Below are 16,338 nucleotides of genomic sequence, written 5' to 3' on the forward strand. Positions count from 1 at the left end.
AATTTGAACGATAACCCCCGACGCGCGATGCTTGCCCCCAAGAGAACAAGCATCGCGCTCATGAATCCAGCTTAGCCAAGCTCCATGATGGAAGCCGGCCGGGAGCCAAGCCGCCTTGCCCCCGAAGACGTGCATACAACCGTATCGCCCCAGTAAATTCTCTTCGATCTGTCCTTGTTGCTTATCTGCGGCTTGACGATAAACACGGAGTTTTCCTCCAGCCGCCAGTTTGCCATTACGTTATCTCGCGGTGCATAAATGCAAATCGGCGAATCGTCGCCAAGACCACGTGCATGAATCAGAATGGAACAATCCCAGTTGTCATCCGACATCGAAGCCACCCTCGCGGCGAGGTTTCCAATAGTCTCGCCCGGACGCAATAAGTCATAGCAAACAGCAATAGCTTCCTGCTGCCTGATGAACATTCTTCGATACTCATCAGGGGCTTTCCCAATAAAGAACGGCTGCGTATTTTGCGCCACGTATCCCGCCCATCGCGCTTCCGCCTCCACTTGAATCATATCCCCCGCCTGCAATGGCCTGCGCGTTGGCATATAGGCATTGGACGGAGGCTGTGGCCAACCGGCAGACCACAGAATCATCGTTGGAATCTCACCGCCGGCTTCGATCATGGAAGCGAGCATACGTGCATAAACCACGTTTTCAGGAACACCTGGGCGCGCTTCATTGGCCAAGACATCGATCGCGTGTTCAACCAGTAAGTCAGCCTTCTTTATGAACGCGATTTCTTCATCGGACTTAATGAAACGCGCTTCCTCCATCAATGGGTTGGCATTGACGAGCTCGACATGTGGCAGTCCCTGCCGCAGCCGTTCCACAATCCCATGCGACGTGATGCCTTCAGGAAAACGGGTATTGCCAGATAGCCCCGTCACACCCAGCCGCCTCAATCCGCTTATCTCCTTCAAGCGATCAATGACCGTATCCGTGAACCCCCATCCCGAAGTGATTTGGCGAATATCGCTTACCCAATCCTGCCTCGCCAACCAGGTTTTTTTGGGAACATCAGGACTCGTAATTGCTGTAACCTCGCCCCCAACCGGAAAAACGGCGGCCACCATGCAATGATTGCCCCCCAGGCCAGTCAAATAGCGGACATTCGCCTGGAACATGTCGAACATACCCGTATTGGGCGGCGCAAAAATCGCGTCAAGGCCATCTCTGCGCATAAGCTCACGCACACGGGCCCACCGGCGCCCACGTTCATCCAATGAAAACTTGGGAACTTCATAATCTCCCCCCGGCATCAATACTCTCCTTCATTGTGTGATCGCCGGGGCCGGTCCGCATCATCCGCCGCCCAAGTAACTTTAGCAGCCGCACGCATACATCCCGCTCGACGTTGACAAGACGCACCATTCACTTTGGCGTCCCGATAATCGTGCAGGATAAAAGATTAAATTGACATTGACAAGTACTTGTCTATTTTTTATTATGTATCGAGCAGCGTAAGTTGCCAGCCTTTACAAGTTGGCAATCTGCCACTGGGCTTCAGCCCATGTCACGGCTCTTCGGTATCCAGACCCACGGAGGAAAGCACATCCCCGCGGAGACGGGTAACGACCTGTAGCGCAACTTGGATGTCGGCAATGTCGAAACTTTCCGCCAATTTGTTCGACCAAACATATTGAAGCTTGGTAATGGTACGAAGCTTTCTTTTTCCCTTGGCCGTGATCGCAACGAGCTTGGCGCGCCGATCTTCTGGATTATCCCTAAGCTCAATTAACTCGAGCTCTTCAAGGGCTTGTACGTTCCAAAGAGCGCCCTGCCGCGATAGACCTAATTCCCTGCCAAGCTGGGCAGCCGTCCTCGCCTGCCGGGAAACCATGTGAAGCAGCTGCCACTTGACCGCACTGATATTGGGATCTTTCGCGACCAACGGACCCGCCTCGAGGAAGTCGGCATTGGCCCTGAAGATCAGCAGGATCAGATCCGTAATCAGATTTCCCCCGGGGCTGTGCTTGAGTCCTGGATCGGTGTGCAGCTTGTTTTGCATTGTTTCGGTTGGAGAGATTTACTGGGAAGGGGGTTACATTGTTCCGCTGCGATCGAGCGGAGCACGTAATTGGAAAGTATATGTCAATGTCACTGATTTGTATGACGAAGCAGTCATGGCCCCATCGAGAAAATGTTCTGCAAATCCTAGGCCCTATCACGCCAAGCCGGCAAGCCTATCAGCTGCGGCCTGCAACCCGCCCAGAATGCTGTCGGCCAGGCCTTCGGGAAACCCTGGCGGCAGCTTGGCACGAACCATACGCACGACATCCGGTGTGCGTGCGACCAGGCCATCGACCACAAACCGCGCCCCCCGGCCATCGGTCGTCACGACGCCGTAGCGTTCGCCTAGGGCCAACCAGTGCCGGCGCTGGATGTCGCGCATGATCCAGTGCGAGTTCTTCGATCGTACCGCCATGGCCATCTTCGCCCGGAAGGGCGATAGCTTCCCCGGCCCTTCCCCTAGAATTGGATAGGCCGACAATACATCGTACAAAGGCGCGAGCTCGTAAGAACCGCCTGGACGCAGAAACAGGCTGAAATTCTTCGCATGGCCATCCGTCGCACACAGCATCCAGAACAACACCTGGGACTGGAAGAACACCCGCCGATCCCGCTCCGACTGACGGGATGTCTCCAACAGGCTCATGATGCGCTCCACTCCAGGGCCGCCATCGGCCTCGTACTTCAAGTGTGGCGGCGTGCCGGTAGCCTGGCACATATCTTCCTGCGGCAACCGCACAAGCCAGGGCGTCTCGTTTTCGTTGTTCGACCACATTCTGTCGAACCGCTCCACCGCAAGCACCTTCATGTCCTCGAACCGCAGGAGCTCGGTGCGTGCAACCGGTAAGCCATAGGCAGCAAGAATCTCCGAGCACAGCCACTCGTTCTCGACCGACTCACTCAGGTCGAACTTCATGTTGGCAACCAACCCCAGCGGCAACTTGAAGATATGGGAGGTTGGCGTCGCGCCATGCGGCCGGCCCCATTGACCGTTGAACCACAACAGGGCTGTCTTTTCCTGCGCGCCGGCAATAGAAATGCGGAAGCCCTCATCGTCGAGCTCAGGGCCGCCCATTTGCGCCGGCATCGCTACCCCACGCAGCCGTTGCGCCACCTCGGCGTCGCTCATGGGCGTTGCCTGTACAGACGTCACGCCAGCGGGCGCGACACCGTCGGGCAGTATTTGCAACGCCCCCGCACAATCCCTGCCAACCTCCGCCAGCAAGGTGAAGGCATCGGTAGAGCCTGTCCGAAACCGGCGTGCAACACGCTCGCGTATAGCCTTGCTGTCTGGCAGCAAGTTCTCGAAGTAGGCCCGAACTGCTTCGCCGCGATGGGGTTGGTTGCCTGGAGTAAAGGGCAGAGACAGCGACAACGGCCGCCCCTGCTCGGAAGCCACCCAGCCATGGTCGTATTGGAGGGCCTCACCCATATGGGGCTGAATGCTCCACGTGCCAACGAAGGCGCCGTTCATCCAAAGGCCCAGGGCCCGTGTACGGGAACGTCGGCCCATGAGCTCACCATACCGGGCCGGAGGGGCTCTGACGCGAGGGGGGGGCACCTGCCTGACGCAAGACAAGCTCCACCCCATAAATGTTCAACACCTGCAGCAGACGGTCAGCGCTGATTTTCTCCGCATTACGCTCCAGCGCGGAGAATGTCTGCTGTGTAACGCCCAGCCGCATTGCAATGGCGGCCTGTGTTAAACCGGCCTGCTTGCGAAAGCCTTGAAGCAGCGCCGGCAGTTGCTGCGCGGTATGGACGGTGAAGTCAGCCATACAAACCTCAGACTGTGTTTATGATCTACAAATCATAATGCGTAAATCTAATTTACGCAATATACTTTGTAAAACATCACTCGCTGGCCAGTAACGCGTCCTGCTCCGCAGTCAGCGCGGGAATGCAATAGCCGAACCGCGAGGAGATCGCCCCGCCTGAGCCGCCTTCGGCCGTGCCCCTGCCGAACGCTTCGAGCAACATCGAAGTACCGTAGGGGTTACAACCCATGCGACGATCATTCATCCACGCGCAGCATCGTCTTGATGGCACGGCGCTCGTCCATTGCCTTGTAGCCCTCGGCCACTTGGGCGATGGGCAATACCAGATCGAACACCTTGCCAGGCTGGATGCCGCCCTCAAGCACGCGATTCATCAGGTCGGGCAGAAAGCGGCGTACCGGAGCGGGGCCGCCCAGCATACGCTGTTGCCTGAAGAATAGTTGTTGGCCATCGAAGCTCACGCCATGCGGCACGCCGACATAACCAATGGTACCGCCGGGACGGCAGACCCCTACTGCCTGCTGCATGGACGTTTCCATACCCACGCACTCAAGCACCGATTCGGCGCCGACGCCGTCGGTGAGTTCCATGATGCGGGCGATGCCTTCCTCGCCGCGCTCTTCAACGATGTCGGTGGCGCCAAATTCACGGGCCAGCTTCTGGCGGTCGGCATGGCGGCTCATGGCGATGATGCGGCCGGCCCCCATCTGGCTGGCGGACAACACACCCATCAGCCCGACGGCGCCGTCACCCACCACGACGACCGTGCTGCCTTCGTGTACCTGTGCCGCATTGGCCGCATACCAGCCGGTGCCGAGAACGTCCGATACCGCCAGCATGTGCGGAATCATGTCCGCGTCCGGCATTTCGGCGGTGGCGACCAGGGTGCCATCGGCCAGGGGCACGCGAGCGTACGGCGCCTGCGCGCCGGTCATGAACTCACGCTGTTCGCAGGACGACTGGAAGCCGAACCGGCAGTGCGGGCAGGTGTTGTCAGACAGACAGAAACTGCCGACGACGAACTGGCCAGGCCGGACGGTCTTCACGTCGGAGCCCACTTCGACCACGACACCGCAGTATTCATGCCCCATGTGCATCGGCGATTCGATTTCGTTGAGGCCGCGATAGGGCCACAAATCCGAACCGCAGATGCAGGTTGCGGACAGTTTGATGATGGCATCAGTCGGGTGAATGATTTTGGGCTCTGGAACGTTTTCGAATCGAACGTCCTTTGCGCCATAGAGCACGGTGCCTTTCATGGAGTTTCTCCTGTTGGGGGTTGACTCACTGCGGAGCCAGCCGGTCAAACTGTAACGACGTAGCCTCAGGCGAGGTATTGCTCGTCGGTGACTTGCTCCATCCAGACCACGGCCTGGCCGTTGGCATCGGCTTGAACGATGGACAGATGAGTCATGGCCGTCGTGGCGGTCGCGCCATGCCAGTGCCGCTCGCCGGGTGGGCAGGTGATCACATCGCCCGGGCGGATTTCTTCTTTGGGCCCACCTTCGCATTGATGCCAGCCGAGCCCGGAGGTGACGACCAAGGTCTGGCCGCAGGGATGGGTGTGCCAGGCCGAGCGTGCGCCCGGTTCGAAGGTGACGTTGGCGCCCTGGACGTTTGCGGGGCCGGGCGACTGAAACAAGGGCTCAACCCGCACGCTGCCGGTGAAATATTCTGCCGGGCCCTTGATGGAAGCCTGCGAACCGTTGCGCTGGATGTGGTTCATGATCGTATTCCCATGTTGTATTGCGATGACGATGTCATGATGCGCTCGGTTGGCCGGCTAGTAATAGCATGATTTGGCAAAATTCTTGCCTAATCGTCCAGAATCCTGGATTTCCTCTCGACGGTACCCGCTCGAACGTCTAAAGTTCAAGCAGTACCATCCGGAGACCGCCATGCCAACGCAAAGCCCTGCTGACCCCCTGCCGCGCAAGACGCTCACGGCCATGCAGACCGAGTTGGCCGAAGCCATCGACCGACGGACGGTAGGCCGTGAACATTGCACCACCGCCATCAAAAGCCTGAGCTTGTCCCGCCGGGAATCGGTCACGGAACCCTGTGCCTGTGTCGTGGAGCCCAGCCTGGTCATCGTCGTTCAGGGCGCGAAGCAACTGCTGATCGGCGATCACGCCTATGCCTACGATACCGAGCACTTCCTGGTCACTTCGCTGGATCTTCCCGCCAGTTCCCAAGTGCTCGAAGCCAGCCCGGACAAGCCGCTGCTTGGGTTGGTGCTCAAGCTCGATCTGAGCCTCATTGCCGAACTGATCTCGCAAGCGCGATTGCCCTCACCCGGCAAGTGCTCCGCCGAGGCGAGTGTCGGCCTGGGCAGGATCAGTCCAACCTTGCTGGAGGCCTGCTCTCGCCTGATGGCGCTGCTGGACGAACCGGCGGATATCCCTGTACTGGCACCGCTGGTTAAACGCGAGATTCACTATAAACTGCTGAAAAGCGATTTGGCCGCACGCCTGTGGCAGATTGCCTCGATGAGCGGACAGCGCCAGCGCATCGCCCGGGCCATCGACTGGCTGAAGACGAATTACGCCGAGCCGCTACACACTGCCGAACTTGCCGCGCATGTGCAAATGAGCACATCCAGCCTGCACCATTACTTTCGCCAACTGACGGCAAAGAGTCCGCTGCAGTACCAGAAATGGCTGCGCCTGAGAGAGGCGCGACGCCTGATGCTGAATGAAGACATGGACGCGGCAGGGGCCGCGTTTCAGGTCGGCTATGAAAGCCCTTCCCAATTCAGTCGGGAGTACAGCCGCCTTTTCGGGGCGCCACCAAAGCGCGACATTGAAGGCCTGCGACAAACCGGGGATACCCGTGCGGTTGCGTAAGCGATGGCGCGACATGATGTGGTGGTGTTTCTACAACCACAATATAAGGCCAGGAATCTGTAACACGACGCAAAGGGACTGTCGGTTGCCGTTCAAGTCAATTTCACGCTATTCGCGGAAATCCAGCTGATGCAGAGCAACAAGCTACCAGGTAGCCGTACCGTCAGCGCCCTCAAGGTTTTTTCTTTCCCAGCCGCTTCTTCGCAGACTCTATCTGCTGGATACTGGTTTCGGGCTTGGGCAGGTTCTCGGGCATAGTGCCGCCAAGTTCATGAATTGTCTGGCGAACCTTACGACCCACGTCATAGTGGGTTTTATTGGCTTGAGTTTTACCTTGGACTTGATCGCGACGTAGTTTCTCTTCAGTCTGCGTGGCGCGAAACAGGTTAGCGGCCAGTTCGGTGCTGCCCATATGATCCAGAATTTTCTGGCTTTTCTTGAGGCTCTTCCTGGCGTGGATCTCCTTGTTGCTCAGACCGCCATACAAACCCTTGTAACCGTGATCCTGGAAGATGGCGTAGTCCAGTGGTGTCGCAACGCCTGCACTCTTGGCAGCCGCCGCCAAGTGCTTGTTGTGGGTGGCCAACTCGTTGCGAATGGCTAAACGCTTCTCGTCTTCATTGAGCAGAGTGAACGTAGCATCACCAGTCAGTTCCTGCCGCCGTGTCTGCATTGCAAAGTAGGTTTGACCATTGGCAATAACTGACTTACTTGGGTCGCCATTCTGGACAATCAGGTAACAGGCGTAGCGGGACAGACGGAAATCTTCAACCTGCCTCTTTGCGCCCGAGCCGATGTCGACCATTGTGAGGACATCCTCAATATGGTCCTCGACTAACTGGCCACTATTGCGACAAGCTTCCTTGGCCCGCTCAACGACAGGGAGAAAATGACGGTACTGGGAATAGTCCAGCACCGCAGCCAGCTGTCTCGCGAGCCAGAACTCATTACCTTGATCATCGACGTGGCGGATGCCCTCAAAGGTAACGTGATGCCGATGAGCGATCGATTTTTCAGACATCTTTGGCATCCTCTTCGAAATCAAGAAACTGCATCAGAAAGGGTTGCAGTGACGGCGTGAGTTCAACCTGTAGTAGAACCAACATGCTTCCGCTCGTCGACCTCAAAAAACCAAAGAGGTTATTTTTCAAGCGGCCTCTCTCTCGGAATCCGGTTTTATCTGAAAAAATCTAAACGCCAACGAATCCAATACACTCAAATATCAATATTCCCCGCCTGCAGCGCATGCTGTTCAATGAACGCTCTACGCGGCTCAACGTGATCACCCATCAGCGTGGTGAAGACCTCGTCCGCCGCGATGGCGTCTTCGATCTGCACCCGCAACAGGCGGCGCACGGCGGGATCCATGGTGGTTTCCCACAGCTGCTCGGGGTTCATTTCGCCCAGGCCTTTGTAGCGCTGCTTGCTGACGCTGCGCTCGGCTTCGTTGCGCAGCCATTGAACGACCTCGCGGAAGTCGGCCACGTATTTTTCCTTGCGCTTGTCGCCTTCGCCGCGCGCGACCAGCGCGCCTTCGCCCAGCAGGCCGACGAAGGTCTTGGCGGCCTTGGACAGGACCGCGTAGTCGGCGCCGCGCACGAAGGCGCGGTCGAAGATGCTGACGCGCACGTTGCCGTGGTGCATGCGCCTGACCACCAGGCGCCACGAGGTGGCGTCTTCGTTGGCTTCCACCGTTACCGTCACGCTGTTGGGCATGGAAGGATCGTCGATGGCGGCCTGCAGGCGCTCGGCCGATGCCTGGGCCTGTTCCGCGTCGAGCAGGCTTATTTCCACACCCTCGGCCATGGACGACAGCGCGGCCAGGTCGGTATGGCGTGACAGGCGGTTGATGACGGTGTCGGCCAGGATGTACTGGCGGGCCAATTCGCCCAGGGCGTCGCCCTCGATGGGGTTGGCGCCCTCGCGCGGGAACAGCTTGGCGTCTTTCAGGGCCAGCTGCATCATGAACTGGGCTTCTTCCTGGTCGTCTTTAAGATAGCGCTCGTCGCGGCCCACCTTGACCTTGTACAGGGGCGGCTGGGCAATATACACGTAGCCGCGCTCGAGCAGCTCGGGCATCTGGCGGTAGAACAGCGTAAGCAGCAGCGTGCGAATGTGGGCGCCGTCGACGTCCGCGTCGGTCATGATGATGATGCGGTGATAGCGCAGCTTTTCGATATTGAAGTCGGGGCCGATACTGGTGCCCAGGGCGGTGATCAGCGTGGTGATCTGCTCGCTGGAGATAAGGCGGTCGAAACGCGCTTTTTCCACATTGAGCACTTTGCCGCGCAGCGGAAGAATAGCCTGGAACTTGCGGTCGCGGCCCTGCTTGGCCGAGCCTCCGGCGGAGTCGCCCTCGACGATGTAGATTTCGCTGAGCGCGGGGTCTTTTTCCTGGCAGTCGGCCAGCTTGCCGGGCAGGCCGGCGCCTTCCAGCACGCTTTTGCGGCGGGTCATTTCGCGGGCCTTGCGGGCCGCGTCGCGCGCGCGCGCCGCATCGATGATCTTGTTGCACAGCGCCTTGGCGTCGTTGGGGTTCTCGAGCAGCCAGGTTTCCAGCGTGCGGGCCACGGCTTCTTCAACCGCGGGACGCACTTCGCTGGAAACCAGCTTGTCCTTGGTCTGGCTGCTGAACTTGGGATCGGGCACTTTGACCGACAGCACGCAGGCCAGGCCTTCGCGCATGTCATCGCCGGTGGTGTCGACCTTGGCCTTCTTGGCCATTTCGTTGTCGGTGATGTACTTGTTGATCACCCGCGTCATGGCGGTGCGCAAGCCGGTAAGATGGGTGCCCCCGTCGCGCTGGGGAATGTTGTTGGTAAAGCACAAGACCGTTTCGGTGTAGCTGTCGTTCCATTGCATGGCGACGTCCACGCCGATGGTGGAATCGCCCACCACCGAATTGGTGCTTACCGAAAACACATTGGGGTGCAGCACGGTTTTCGTGCGGTTGATGTATTCCACGAACCCCTTGACCCCGCCCAGGAAGGCGAAGTTTTCTTCTTTGTCCTGGCGCTCGTCGATAAGGCGAACCTTGACGCCGTTGTTCAGGAAGGAAAGCTCGCGCAGGCGCTTGGCCAGGATCTCGTAGTGGTATTCGACGTTCTCGAAGATTTCCGCGTCGGCCAGGAACTGGACGCGCGTGCCGTGCAGTTCCGTAGGGCCGGTAACGCTAAGAGGCTGGACGCGCTCGCCGCGGCGGAATTCCATCTCGTGGGTTTCGCCCTGCCGCCAGATGGTCAGGCGCAGCCATTCGGACAGCGCATTGACGCAGGAAACGCCTACGCCGTGCAAGCCACCCGACACCTTGTACGAGTTGTGGTCGAACTTGCCGCCCGCATGCAGCTCGGTCATGACGATTTCCGCGGCGCTGCGGCCGAACTCGTCGTCCTTGTGGATGGCGGTGGGAATGCCGCGCCCGTTGTCGGAAACAGAAATGCTGCTGTCGGAATGGATCATGACGACGATGTCGTCGCAATAGCCGGCCAGGGCTTCGTCGATAGCGTTGTCGACCACCTCGAACACCATGTGGTGCAGGCCGGTGCCGTCGGAAGTGTCGCCAATGTACATGCCCGGGCGCTTGCGGACAGCCTCCAGCCCTTTGAGCATTTTGATGGAATCGGCACCGTATTCGGTATCGGGGGTATTCGTGGCTTGATCTGACATAACTAATATAAAACCCTATATAAGCCTTGCGGCTGGCGAACCGGCCGCACGCAACCGCGTGCCGGCCGGCTCATTCGGCATGAACCCGGGGGGATTGATGCGTATCGACATGATCCGCGCGTAAAAGCAGCAAACCGCCTTGCAGTCCATATCGAAGATTAAATGCGCATCGGCATGACGACATACTTGAACTGCTCGTCGTCGGGCAAGGTGATGAGCGCCGATGCGTTGACGTCGGGCTGGACCGACCACTTGACCGTCTCGGTCTTGACGTTGGCCAGCACGTCGAGCAAATAGCTGACGTTGAAGCCCACGTCCAGCGGCTCGTGGCCGTAATCGATGTCGAGCTCTTCCTGCGCCTCTTCCTGCTCGGCGTTGGTCGACGAGATTTTGAGCAGATGATCGGAAAGTTGAATGCGCACGCCCTTGAGCTTGTCGGTGGTAAGGATGGCGGCGCGCTGCAGGCTGCCCTGCAGGGCTTCGCGATTGACGTCGAAGTGGCGCGTGTAGTTGTTGGGAATGACACGGGTGAAATCGGGGAACTTGCCTTCGACCAGCTTGGACACGAGCTCGACGTCGCCAAAACGGAAGCGGATCTGGCCGGGAGCGACGTCGATGGACACCGGATCGTCCGAGTCGGACAGCAGGCGCTGCATTTCCAGGACCGTTTTGCGCGGCACGATGACATCGTGTTTTTCGGCAATGCCTTCGGCGGCGGCGCCGCTATGCGCCAGGCGGTGGCCGTCGGTGGCTACCGCGCGCACGAAACCCGGTTCGAAAACGAACAGCAAACCGTTGAGGTAGTAGCGGATGTCCTGTTGCGCCATGGCGAAGTGCACCATGTTGAACAGGTGCTTCAGGGTTTTTTGCGACAACGACAGCGACACGTCCCATTTCTCGGGCTGCGACAAGGTTGGGAACTCGGCGGCGCCCAACGTTTGCAGGGCGAAACGGCTTTTGCCCGATTGCACCGACAGCTTGCTGCTGGCCAGGCCCAGGGTAACGTCGCCCGACTCGGGCAGAGCACGCAAAATATCGAGCAGCTTGCGGGCTGCGACCGTTGTCGACTCGTTCGAGTCGCCCACGCCGAATTCGGCATGGGTGGTGATTTGCACTTCGAGGTCGGTGGCGATGAAAGCAACGTTGTTGCCTTCCTTGCGCAGCAGAATATTGGCCAGGATCGGCAATGTATTCCTTCTTTCGACAATTCCCGCCACCGTCGACAGCGGTTTCAACAATGCATCGCGAGTCGTTTGTACGAGTTGCATGGTTATCCTTTTAAGGTTTGTTCTAATACGTGTAAAGCATGATTGAGCTCGGTCTGTTTGGACCGGGCATCGGAGATCTTGCGTACCGCGTGCAGCACCGTGGTGTGATCGCGTCCCCCAAACAAATCTCCGATTTCAGGCAGGCTTTTTTGCGTCAGCTCTTTGGCCAGATACATGGCTACCTGCCTGGGTAAGGCAATATTGGCAGGCCGGCGTTTCGAATACATGTCGGCCACCTTGATCTTGTAGAAATCCGCTACCGTCTTCTGGATGTTCTCGACCGTGATCTGGCCGTTGGACACCGACAGCAGATCCTTGAGCGCATCTTTGCAGACTTCCACGCTTAATACTTCGCGGCCATGGAACCGCGCGTACGCCGACACCTTGCGCAGCGCGCCTTCCAGCTCGCGCACATTGCTGCGCAGATGCTTGGCAATGAAAAACGCCACTTCCTCGGGCATGGCCACGCCTTCGGTTTCCGCCTTGCGCAACAGAATGGCCACGCGCATTTCCAGCTCGGGCGGCTCGATGGCCACCGTAAGGCCGGAATCGAAACGCGAAATCAGGCGGCTGTCGATATTGGACAATTCCTTGGGGTAGGTGTCGGAAGTAATGATGATTTGCTTGCGCTGGGCCACCATGGCTTCGAACGCATAGAAAAACTCTTCCTGCGTGCGGTTTTTACCGGCAAAGAACTGGATATCGTCGATCAGCAGAAGATCCAGCGAATGATAATACCGCTTGAACTCGTCGAATGCTTTGCGCTGGTATGCCTTGACCACGTCGGACACGTACTGGTCGGCATGCACGTAGCGCACCCGCCTGCCATTGCCGCCGCCCAGCAAGGCATTGCCGATGGCATGGATGAGGTGGGTTTTGCCCAGGCCCACGCCCCCGTACAGGAATAGCGGGTTGTACGACACGCCGGGGTTCTCGGCCACCTGCAGCGCGGCGGCGCGCGCCAGCTGGTTGGCCTTGCCGGTTACGAAATTGTCGAAGGTAAGCTCGGTGTTCAGGCGTGAACGGTCGTGCACCACTTCGGCGGCCACGGCATTGACCACCGCCGCGGCAGGGGCCGGTGCCTGGGCCGCCGGGGGCGCAGCGGCCGGCGATGCCTGGCCGGAGGCCTCGGGGGCGGGCGCGGCGCTGCGCGCCACCGGGGCCGGGCGGCTGGGCGTGGCCAGTTCGAAAGCCACCTGTACCGGCCGCTTGTACCATTCAGTGGCCAGGTCTTCGATTTGATGTAAGAAATTCTTGCGCACCCAATCCAGCTTGAACCGGTTGGGCGCGGACACGCGCAGCACCGCCTGCGACTCATCGAATGCAAGCGGAACCAGGGGGCGTATCCAGGCGCTAATCTGCTGGGGAGGAAGTTCTTGCTCTAGCTGACGCAGGCAAGTCTGCCAAAATTCGTTCATGTCCACCACTTCAGTAAACCTCGATTCTACCCTGTTGAACGGCAAGTTATCCACAAGCCGGGATACAAAACGTTCCTAGTATTTATGCTAAGCAGTTGACTAATTTCACAAAGTTTGCTGAAATAGTGGGCTTTCTCACAGTTTACAGGTCGCGCCAGCGCATTTTGCGCGGCTTGCGCCTTGGCGCCGCCGCTTTGCTGCGGCAAGCATGGCAACAGCCATGAGCAACCGCTTTTTAGCTCTTTTATATTTGGATTATCCATGAAACGCACATTCCAGCCTTCCGTTACCCGCCGCAAGCGCACCCACGGTTTTCTCGTACGCATGAAAACCCGCGGCGGTCGCGCCGTCATCAATGCGCGCCGTGCCAAGGGCCGCAAGCGCCTGGCCGTCTAAGCCAGCTTGGCTCAGCCAAGGCTGTCCCCTTGGCTACGATTCAGCCCATGCGTGCCACGTTCACTCCCGCGGCGCGCCTGCACCGCCCCTCGGAATACGCCGCCGCCCTCAAGGGCAAACGTATCGCCAGAGGGGCTTTGTTCGTTGTAACAACACCGCGCAACCCTGTGGAAGAAACCGGGCAGGCACGTCTGGGGCTCATCATCGCCAAACGTTTTGCCGCCAGGGCGGTCACCCGCAATGCCATCAAACGCGTCATCCGCGAAGCATTTCGGCTGCGCCGGCATAATCTACCCCTGCGCGACTATGTATTTCGGCTGCACAGCAAAGTCGGGCCGCTTACGCTGACCGAGCTGAAAAAGCTGGTGCGCGCCGAAACCGACCTCCTGCTGGACAAGGCAAGGCAATGAGCCGCACCATCGCTCAAACGCTGCTTATCGCCCCCATCCGGTTCTACCGGTATTTTCTTAGCCCCTGGCTGGGCCGCAATTGTCGCTTCACCCCGACCTGCTCCGCCTACGCCATCGAGGCCATCGAAATCCACGGACCGGTACGCGGGCTTTGGCTGGCCATATGCCGCATTGCCCGCTGCAACCCGTGGTGTCACGGCGGCTGCGATCCCGTCCCGGGGTCGAAGCATTTGTGCGAGTAGCCCTTTCATGGGCATACCCGCTTTTTTTGAATACCGCAGGCTCAACTGTCATTCAGTTGGGTTACGTTAAACTAACCAGCTTTTGCTCGGCTTTAACTTGAAACAGGCGCTATGGATATCCGACGCACCGTCCTCTGGATGATTTTCTCCTTCTCGCTCTTGCTGTTGTGGAACAACTGGCAAGTGCATACCGGCAAGCCGTCGTTATTCGGCGAGTGGGGCCAGACACAAACCAGCAAGACGCCCGCCAGGCCAGGCGCCGCCAGCGCTCCGGCCAAGCCGGCCGACACCAGCGTTCCCACGGGCGTGACTGCCAGCGCGGCTCCCGCCGCCACGGGCGGCGTGCCGGAAAACGCCAGGAAGGCCGCCAGCCCGTCGGAAAAAATCAACATCAAGACCGACGTCTACGACCTGACCTTCGACACGACGGGCGCGCAGCTGGTCAAGGCCGAACTCACCAAGTTCACCGACCTGGAAGATCCCAGCAAGCCCATGGTGCTGCTGGACGATTCCGCGCATTCCACCTACATGGCGCAAACCGGCGTCGTCGGCGCGCCGCAGGGGCAAAGCTTCCCCACCCACCTTACTCCCTTCCGCCTGGTTTCGTCCGAGCGCGTCATGTCCGGCGACAGCCTCGACGTGGTGTTCGAGGCCCAGTCCGGCGACGTCAAGGTCGTCAAGACCTACACCCTGCACAGGGGCCGCTACGATATCGGCGTGCGCAACGACGTCTACAACGTCGGCAACAGCCCCGTCACCCCCTCGCTGTATTACCAGCTTACCCGCGACGGCAACGACCCCCCCAATACGTCGCACTTCTACAGCACGTTTACCGGCCCGGTCGTCTATTCCAGCGAAGACAAGTACCAGAAGGTCAAGTTCTCGGACATCGACAAGAACAAGGCCAGCTACGTCAAGCAGTCCAACGACGGCTGGATAGGCATGGTGCAGCACTATTTCGCCAGCGCCTGGGTACCGCCCGAAGGCCAGGCCCGCCACAACGAAATCCTGCGCGTCTCCGACAACCTTTACGCGGTACGCGCCATCGAAGCCCTGGGCGCCATCGCTCCGGGCCAGCACAAGACCATCCAGTCCCAGTTGTGGGTCGGCCCCCAGGACCAAAGCGCCATGAGCCGCGTGGCCCCCGGCCTGGACGTCGTGGTCGACTATGGTTTCCTGACCATCATCGCCAAGCCGCTGTTCAAGCTCATGACCTGGATCCACAGCTTCGTGGGTAACTGGGGCTGGACCATCGTGGTGCTGACCCTGCTGATCAAGCTGGTGTTCTACCCGCTGTCGGCGGCCAGCTACCGATCCATGGCCAAGATGAAGCTGGTGGCTCCCCGGCTGCAGGCCCTGCGCGAGAAGTTCGGCGGCGACCGCGCCAAGATGAACCAGGCCATGATGGAAATGTACCGCACCGAAAAAATCAATCCGCTGGGCGGCTGCCTGCCCATGATTGTCCAGGTGCCGGTGTTCATTGCCCTGTACTGGGTGCTGCTGGGCAGCGTCGAAATGCGCGGCGCACCCTGGATCCTCTGGATCCACGACCTCTCGGCCCGCGATCCGCTGTTCATCCTGCCGGCCATCATGATGGCGACCATGTTCCTGCAGATCAAGCTGAACCCCACGCCGCCCGATCCCATGCAGGCCAAGATGATGATGTTCATGCCCTTGGTCTTCGGCGGCATGATGTTCTTCTTCCCCGCCGGCCTGGTGCTGTACTACTGCTTCAACAACGCCGTGTCGATCGCCCAGCAGCGGTTCATCATGCACAAGCTGGACAAGGAGAACGCGGCGGCGCACCGCTAGTTTTCCAATACGCCAGCGCGCCGCCCAAACGGCGCCACGCCCCCGATCAGGCTTCCGCCGATCGGGGGTTTTTCTTGGCCGGCCGCAAACCACCGCTTCCACCTGAAACCTCCAGGCGCTCAATCATCCGGCCCAGGCGGCCTGATTTCCACCGCCCATCGTCTTGCTCCCTGATGGAGAACCGCTCGGTGCCCAAACCGAGCTGCACGGTAGCCGCTCACTCATTTTGAAATAGTTTTTAACTATTAATATATTTATATTAATTATCTTTGTTTTGGCCGTTCAGCCACGTAAACTTTGCCAGGAGTGCCTGATCACCCCGCCGAACCTGGCAATTGCCCGGCAGACAGCCTGCGTGCTTGCCACCGATGCGAAGGGCCTGCTCAAGGCATTGCAAAAAAGACGCGGCCGGAAACAACACCCCGGGGGCCTCCCGCACAGTTTTCCAGGCTATAAAGCGTTATGGAACAGTAGTGTCAACCT

The 16,338-nt window shown here is 59.1% G+C and carries 16 protein-coding genes; 5 read left to right on the top strand and 11 right to left on the bottom strand.

Going from position 1 to position 16,338, the window contains the following annotated elements; all coding sequences use genetic code 11:
- Positions 1–71 precede the first annotated feature (71 nt).
- From VNT00_RS17670 to VNT00_RS17700, 7 genes are all read right to left on the bottom strand, one after another.
- Positions 72–1,268: a M24 family metallopeptidase gene (locus VNT00_RS17670; protein ID WP_325589900.1), complete on the bottom strand. Its 1,197-nt coding sequence runs from the start codon at positions 1,266–1,268 to the stop codon at positions 72–74.
- A 254-nt stretch (positions 1,269–1,522) separates the two neighbouring features.
- Complete coding sequence (locus VNT00_RS17675) at positions 1,523–2,017, bottom strand: MarR family winged helix-turn-helix transcriptional regulator (protein ID WP_325589902.1); 495 nt, start codon at positions 2,015–2,017, stop codon at positions 1,523–1,525.
- Positions 2,018–2,173: 156 nt separating this feature from the next.
- Positions 2,174–3,532 (bottom strand): type II toxin-antitoxin system HipA family toxin, encoded by a 1,359-nt coding sequence (locus VNT00_RS17680; protein ID WP_325589904.1) that lies wholly within the window; start codon positions 3,530–3,532, stop codon positions 2,174–2,176.
- A 4-nt stretch (positions 3,533–3,536) separates the two neighbouring features.
- A complete protein-coding gene (locus tag VNT00_RS17685; RefSeq protein WP_325589906.1) occupies positions 3,537–3,797 on the bottom strand; it encodes a helix-turn-helix domain-containing protein in 261 nt (86 codons plus the stop codon).
- A gap of 76 nt (positions 3,798–3,873) precedes the next feature.
- Positions 3,874–4,026, bottom strand: coding sequence for a hypothetical protein (locus tag VNT00_RS17690; protein ID WP_325589908.1), 153 nt, complete (start codon positions 4,024–4,026; stop codon positions 3,874–3,876).
- Positions 4,027–4,033: 7 nt separating this feature from the next.
- Positions 4,034–5,056, bottom strand: coding sequence for a zinc-dependent alcohol dehydrogenase family protein (locus tag VNT00_RS17695; protein ID WP_325589910.1), 1,023 nt, complete (start codon positions 5,054–5,056; stop codon positions 4,034–4,036).
- Between the two features lie 65 nt (positions 5,057–5,121).
- On the bottom strand, positions 5,122–5,523 hold the full coding sequence (locus tag VNT00_RS17700; protein ID WP_325589912.1) for a (R)-mandelonitrile lyase: 402 nt from the start codon (positions 5,521–5,523) through the stop codon (positions 5,122–5,124).
- Positions 5,524–5,695: 172 nt separating this feature from the next.
- Between VNT00_RS17700 and VNT00_RS17705 the strand changes: the two genes are divergently transcribed.
- Positions 5,696–6,643: an AraC family transcriptional regulator gene (locus VNT00_RS17705; protein ID WP_325589914.1), complete on the top strand. Its 948-nt coding sequence runs from the start codon at positions 5,696–5,698 to the stop codon at positions 6,641–6,643.
- A 172-nt stretch (positions 6,644–6,815) separates the two neighbouring features.
- Here VNT00_RS17705 and dinD read toward each other — a convergent pair whose 3' ends face one another.
- The 4 genes from dinD to dnaA form a co-directional block, all read right to left on the bottom strand.
- A complete protein-coding gene (gene dinD, locus VNT00_RS17710; RefSeq protein WP_325589916.1) occupies positions 6,816–7,664 on the bottom strand; it encodes a DNA damage-inducible protein D in 849 nt (282 codons plus the stop codon).
- A 194-nt stretch (positions 7,665–7,858) separates the two neighbouring features.
- A complete protein-coding gene (gene gyrB / locus VNT00_RS17715) occupies positions 7,859–10,309 on the bottom strand; it encodes a DNA topoisomerase (ATP-hydrolyzing) subunit B (RefSeq protein WP_325589918.1) in 2,451 nt (816 codons plus the stop codon).
- A 158-nt stretch (positions 10,310–10,467) separates the two neighbouring features.
- Complete coding sequence (gene dnaN / locus VNT00_RS17720) at positions 10,468–11,577, bottom strand: DNA polymerase III subunit beta (protein WP_325589920.1); 1,110 nt, start codon at positions 11,575–11,577, stop codon at positions 10,468–10,470.
- 2 nt (positions 11,578–11,579) lie between these two features.
- On the bottom strand, positions 11,580–12,995 hold the full coding sequence (gene dnaA, locus VNT00_RS17725) for a chromosomal replication initiator protein DnaA (RefSeq protein WP_325589922.1): 1,416 nt from the start codon (positions 12,993–12,995) through the stop codon (positions 11,580–11,582).
- A gap of 261 nt (positions 12,996–13,256) precedes the next feature.
- On the opposite strand from dnaA, the gene rpmH reads away from it, so the two are divergent.
- The 4 genes from rpmH to yidC all read left to right on the top strand — a co-directional run bounded on the left by rpmH (position 13,257) and on the right by yidC (position 15,855).
- Positions 13,257–13,391, top strand: a complete 135-nt coding sequence (gene rpmH / locus VNT00_RS17730; protein WP_013521800.1) for a 50S ribosomal protein L34 — start codon at positions 13,257–13,259, stop codon at positions 13,389–13,391.
- A gap of 47 nt (positions 13,392–13,438) precedes the next feature.
- Positions 13,439–13,801 (top strand): ribonuclease P protein component, encoded by a 363-nt coding sequence (rnpA, locus tag VNT00_RS17735; RefSeq protein WP_325589968.1) that lies wholly within the window; start codon positions 13,439–13,441, stop codon positions 13,799–13,801.
- Between the two features lie 8 nt (positions 13,802–13,809).
- Entirely contained in the window at positions 13,810–14,043 is a 234-nt protein-coding gene (gene yidD / locus VNT00_RS17740; RefSeq protein ID WP_325589970.1) for a membrane protein insertion efficiency factor YidD, read from the top strand.
- A gap of 111 nt (positions 14,044–14,154) precedes the next feature.
- Entirely contained in the window at positions 14,155–15,855 is a 1,701-nt protein-coding gene (gene yidC / locus VNT00_RS17745; protein ID WP_325589924.1) for a membrane protein insertase YidC, read from the top strand.
- Positions 15,856–16,338: the final 483 nt, after the last annotated feature.

Source organism: Eoetvoesiella sp. (genome assembly GCF_035555955.1).
GTDB lineage: Bacteria > Pseudomonadota > Gammaproteobacteria > Burkholderiales > Burkholderiaceae_B > Eoetvoesia.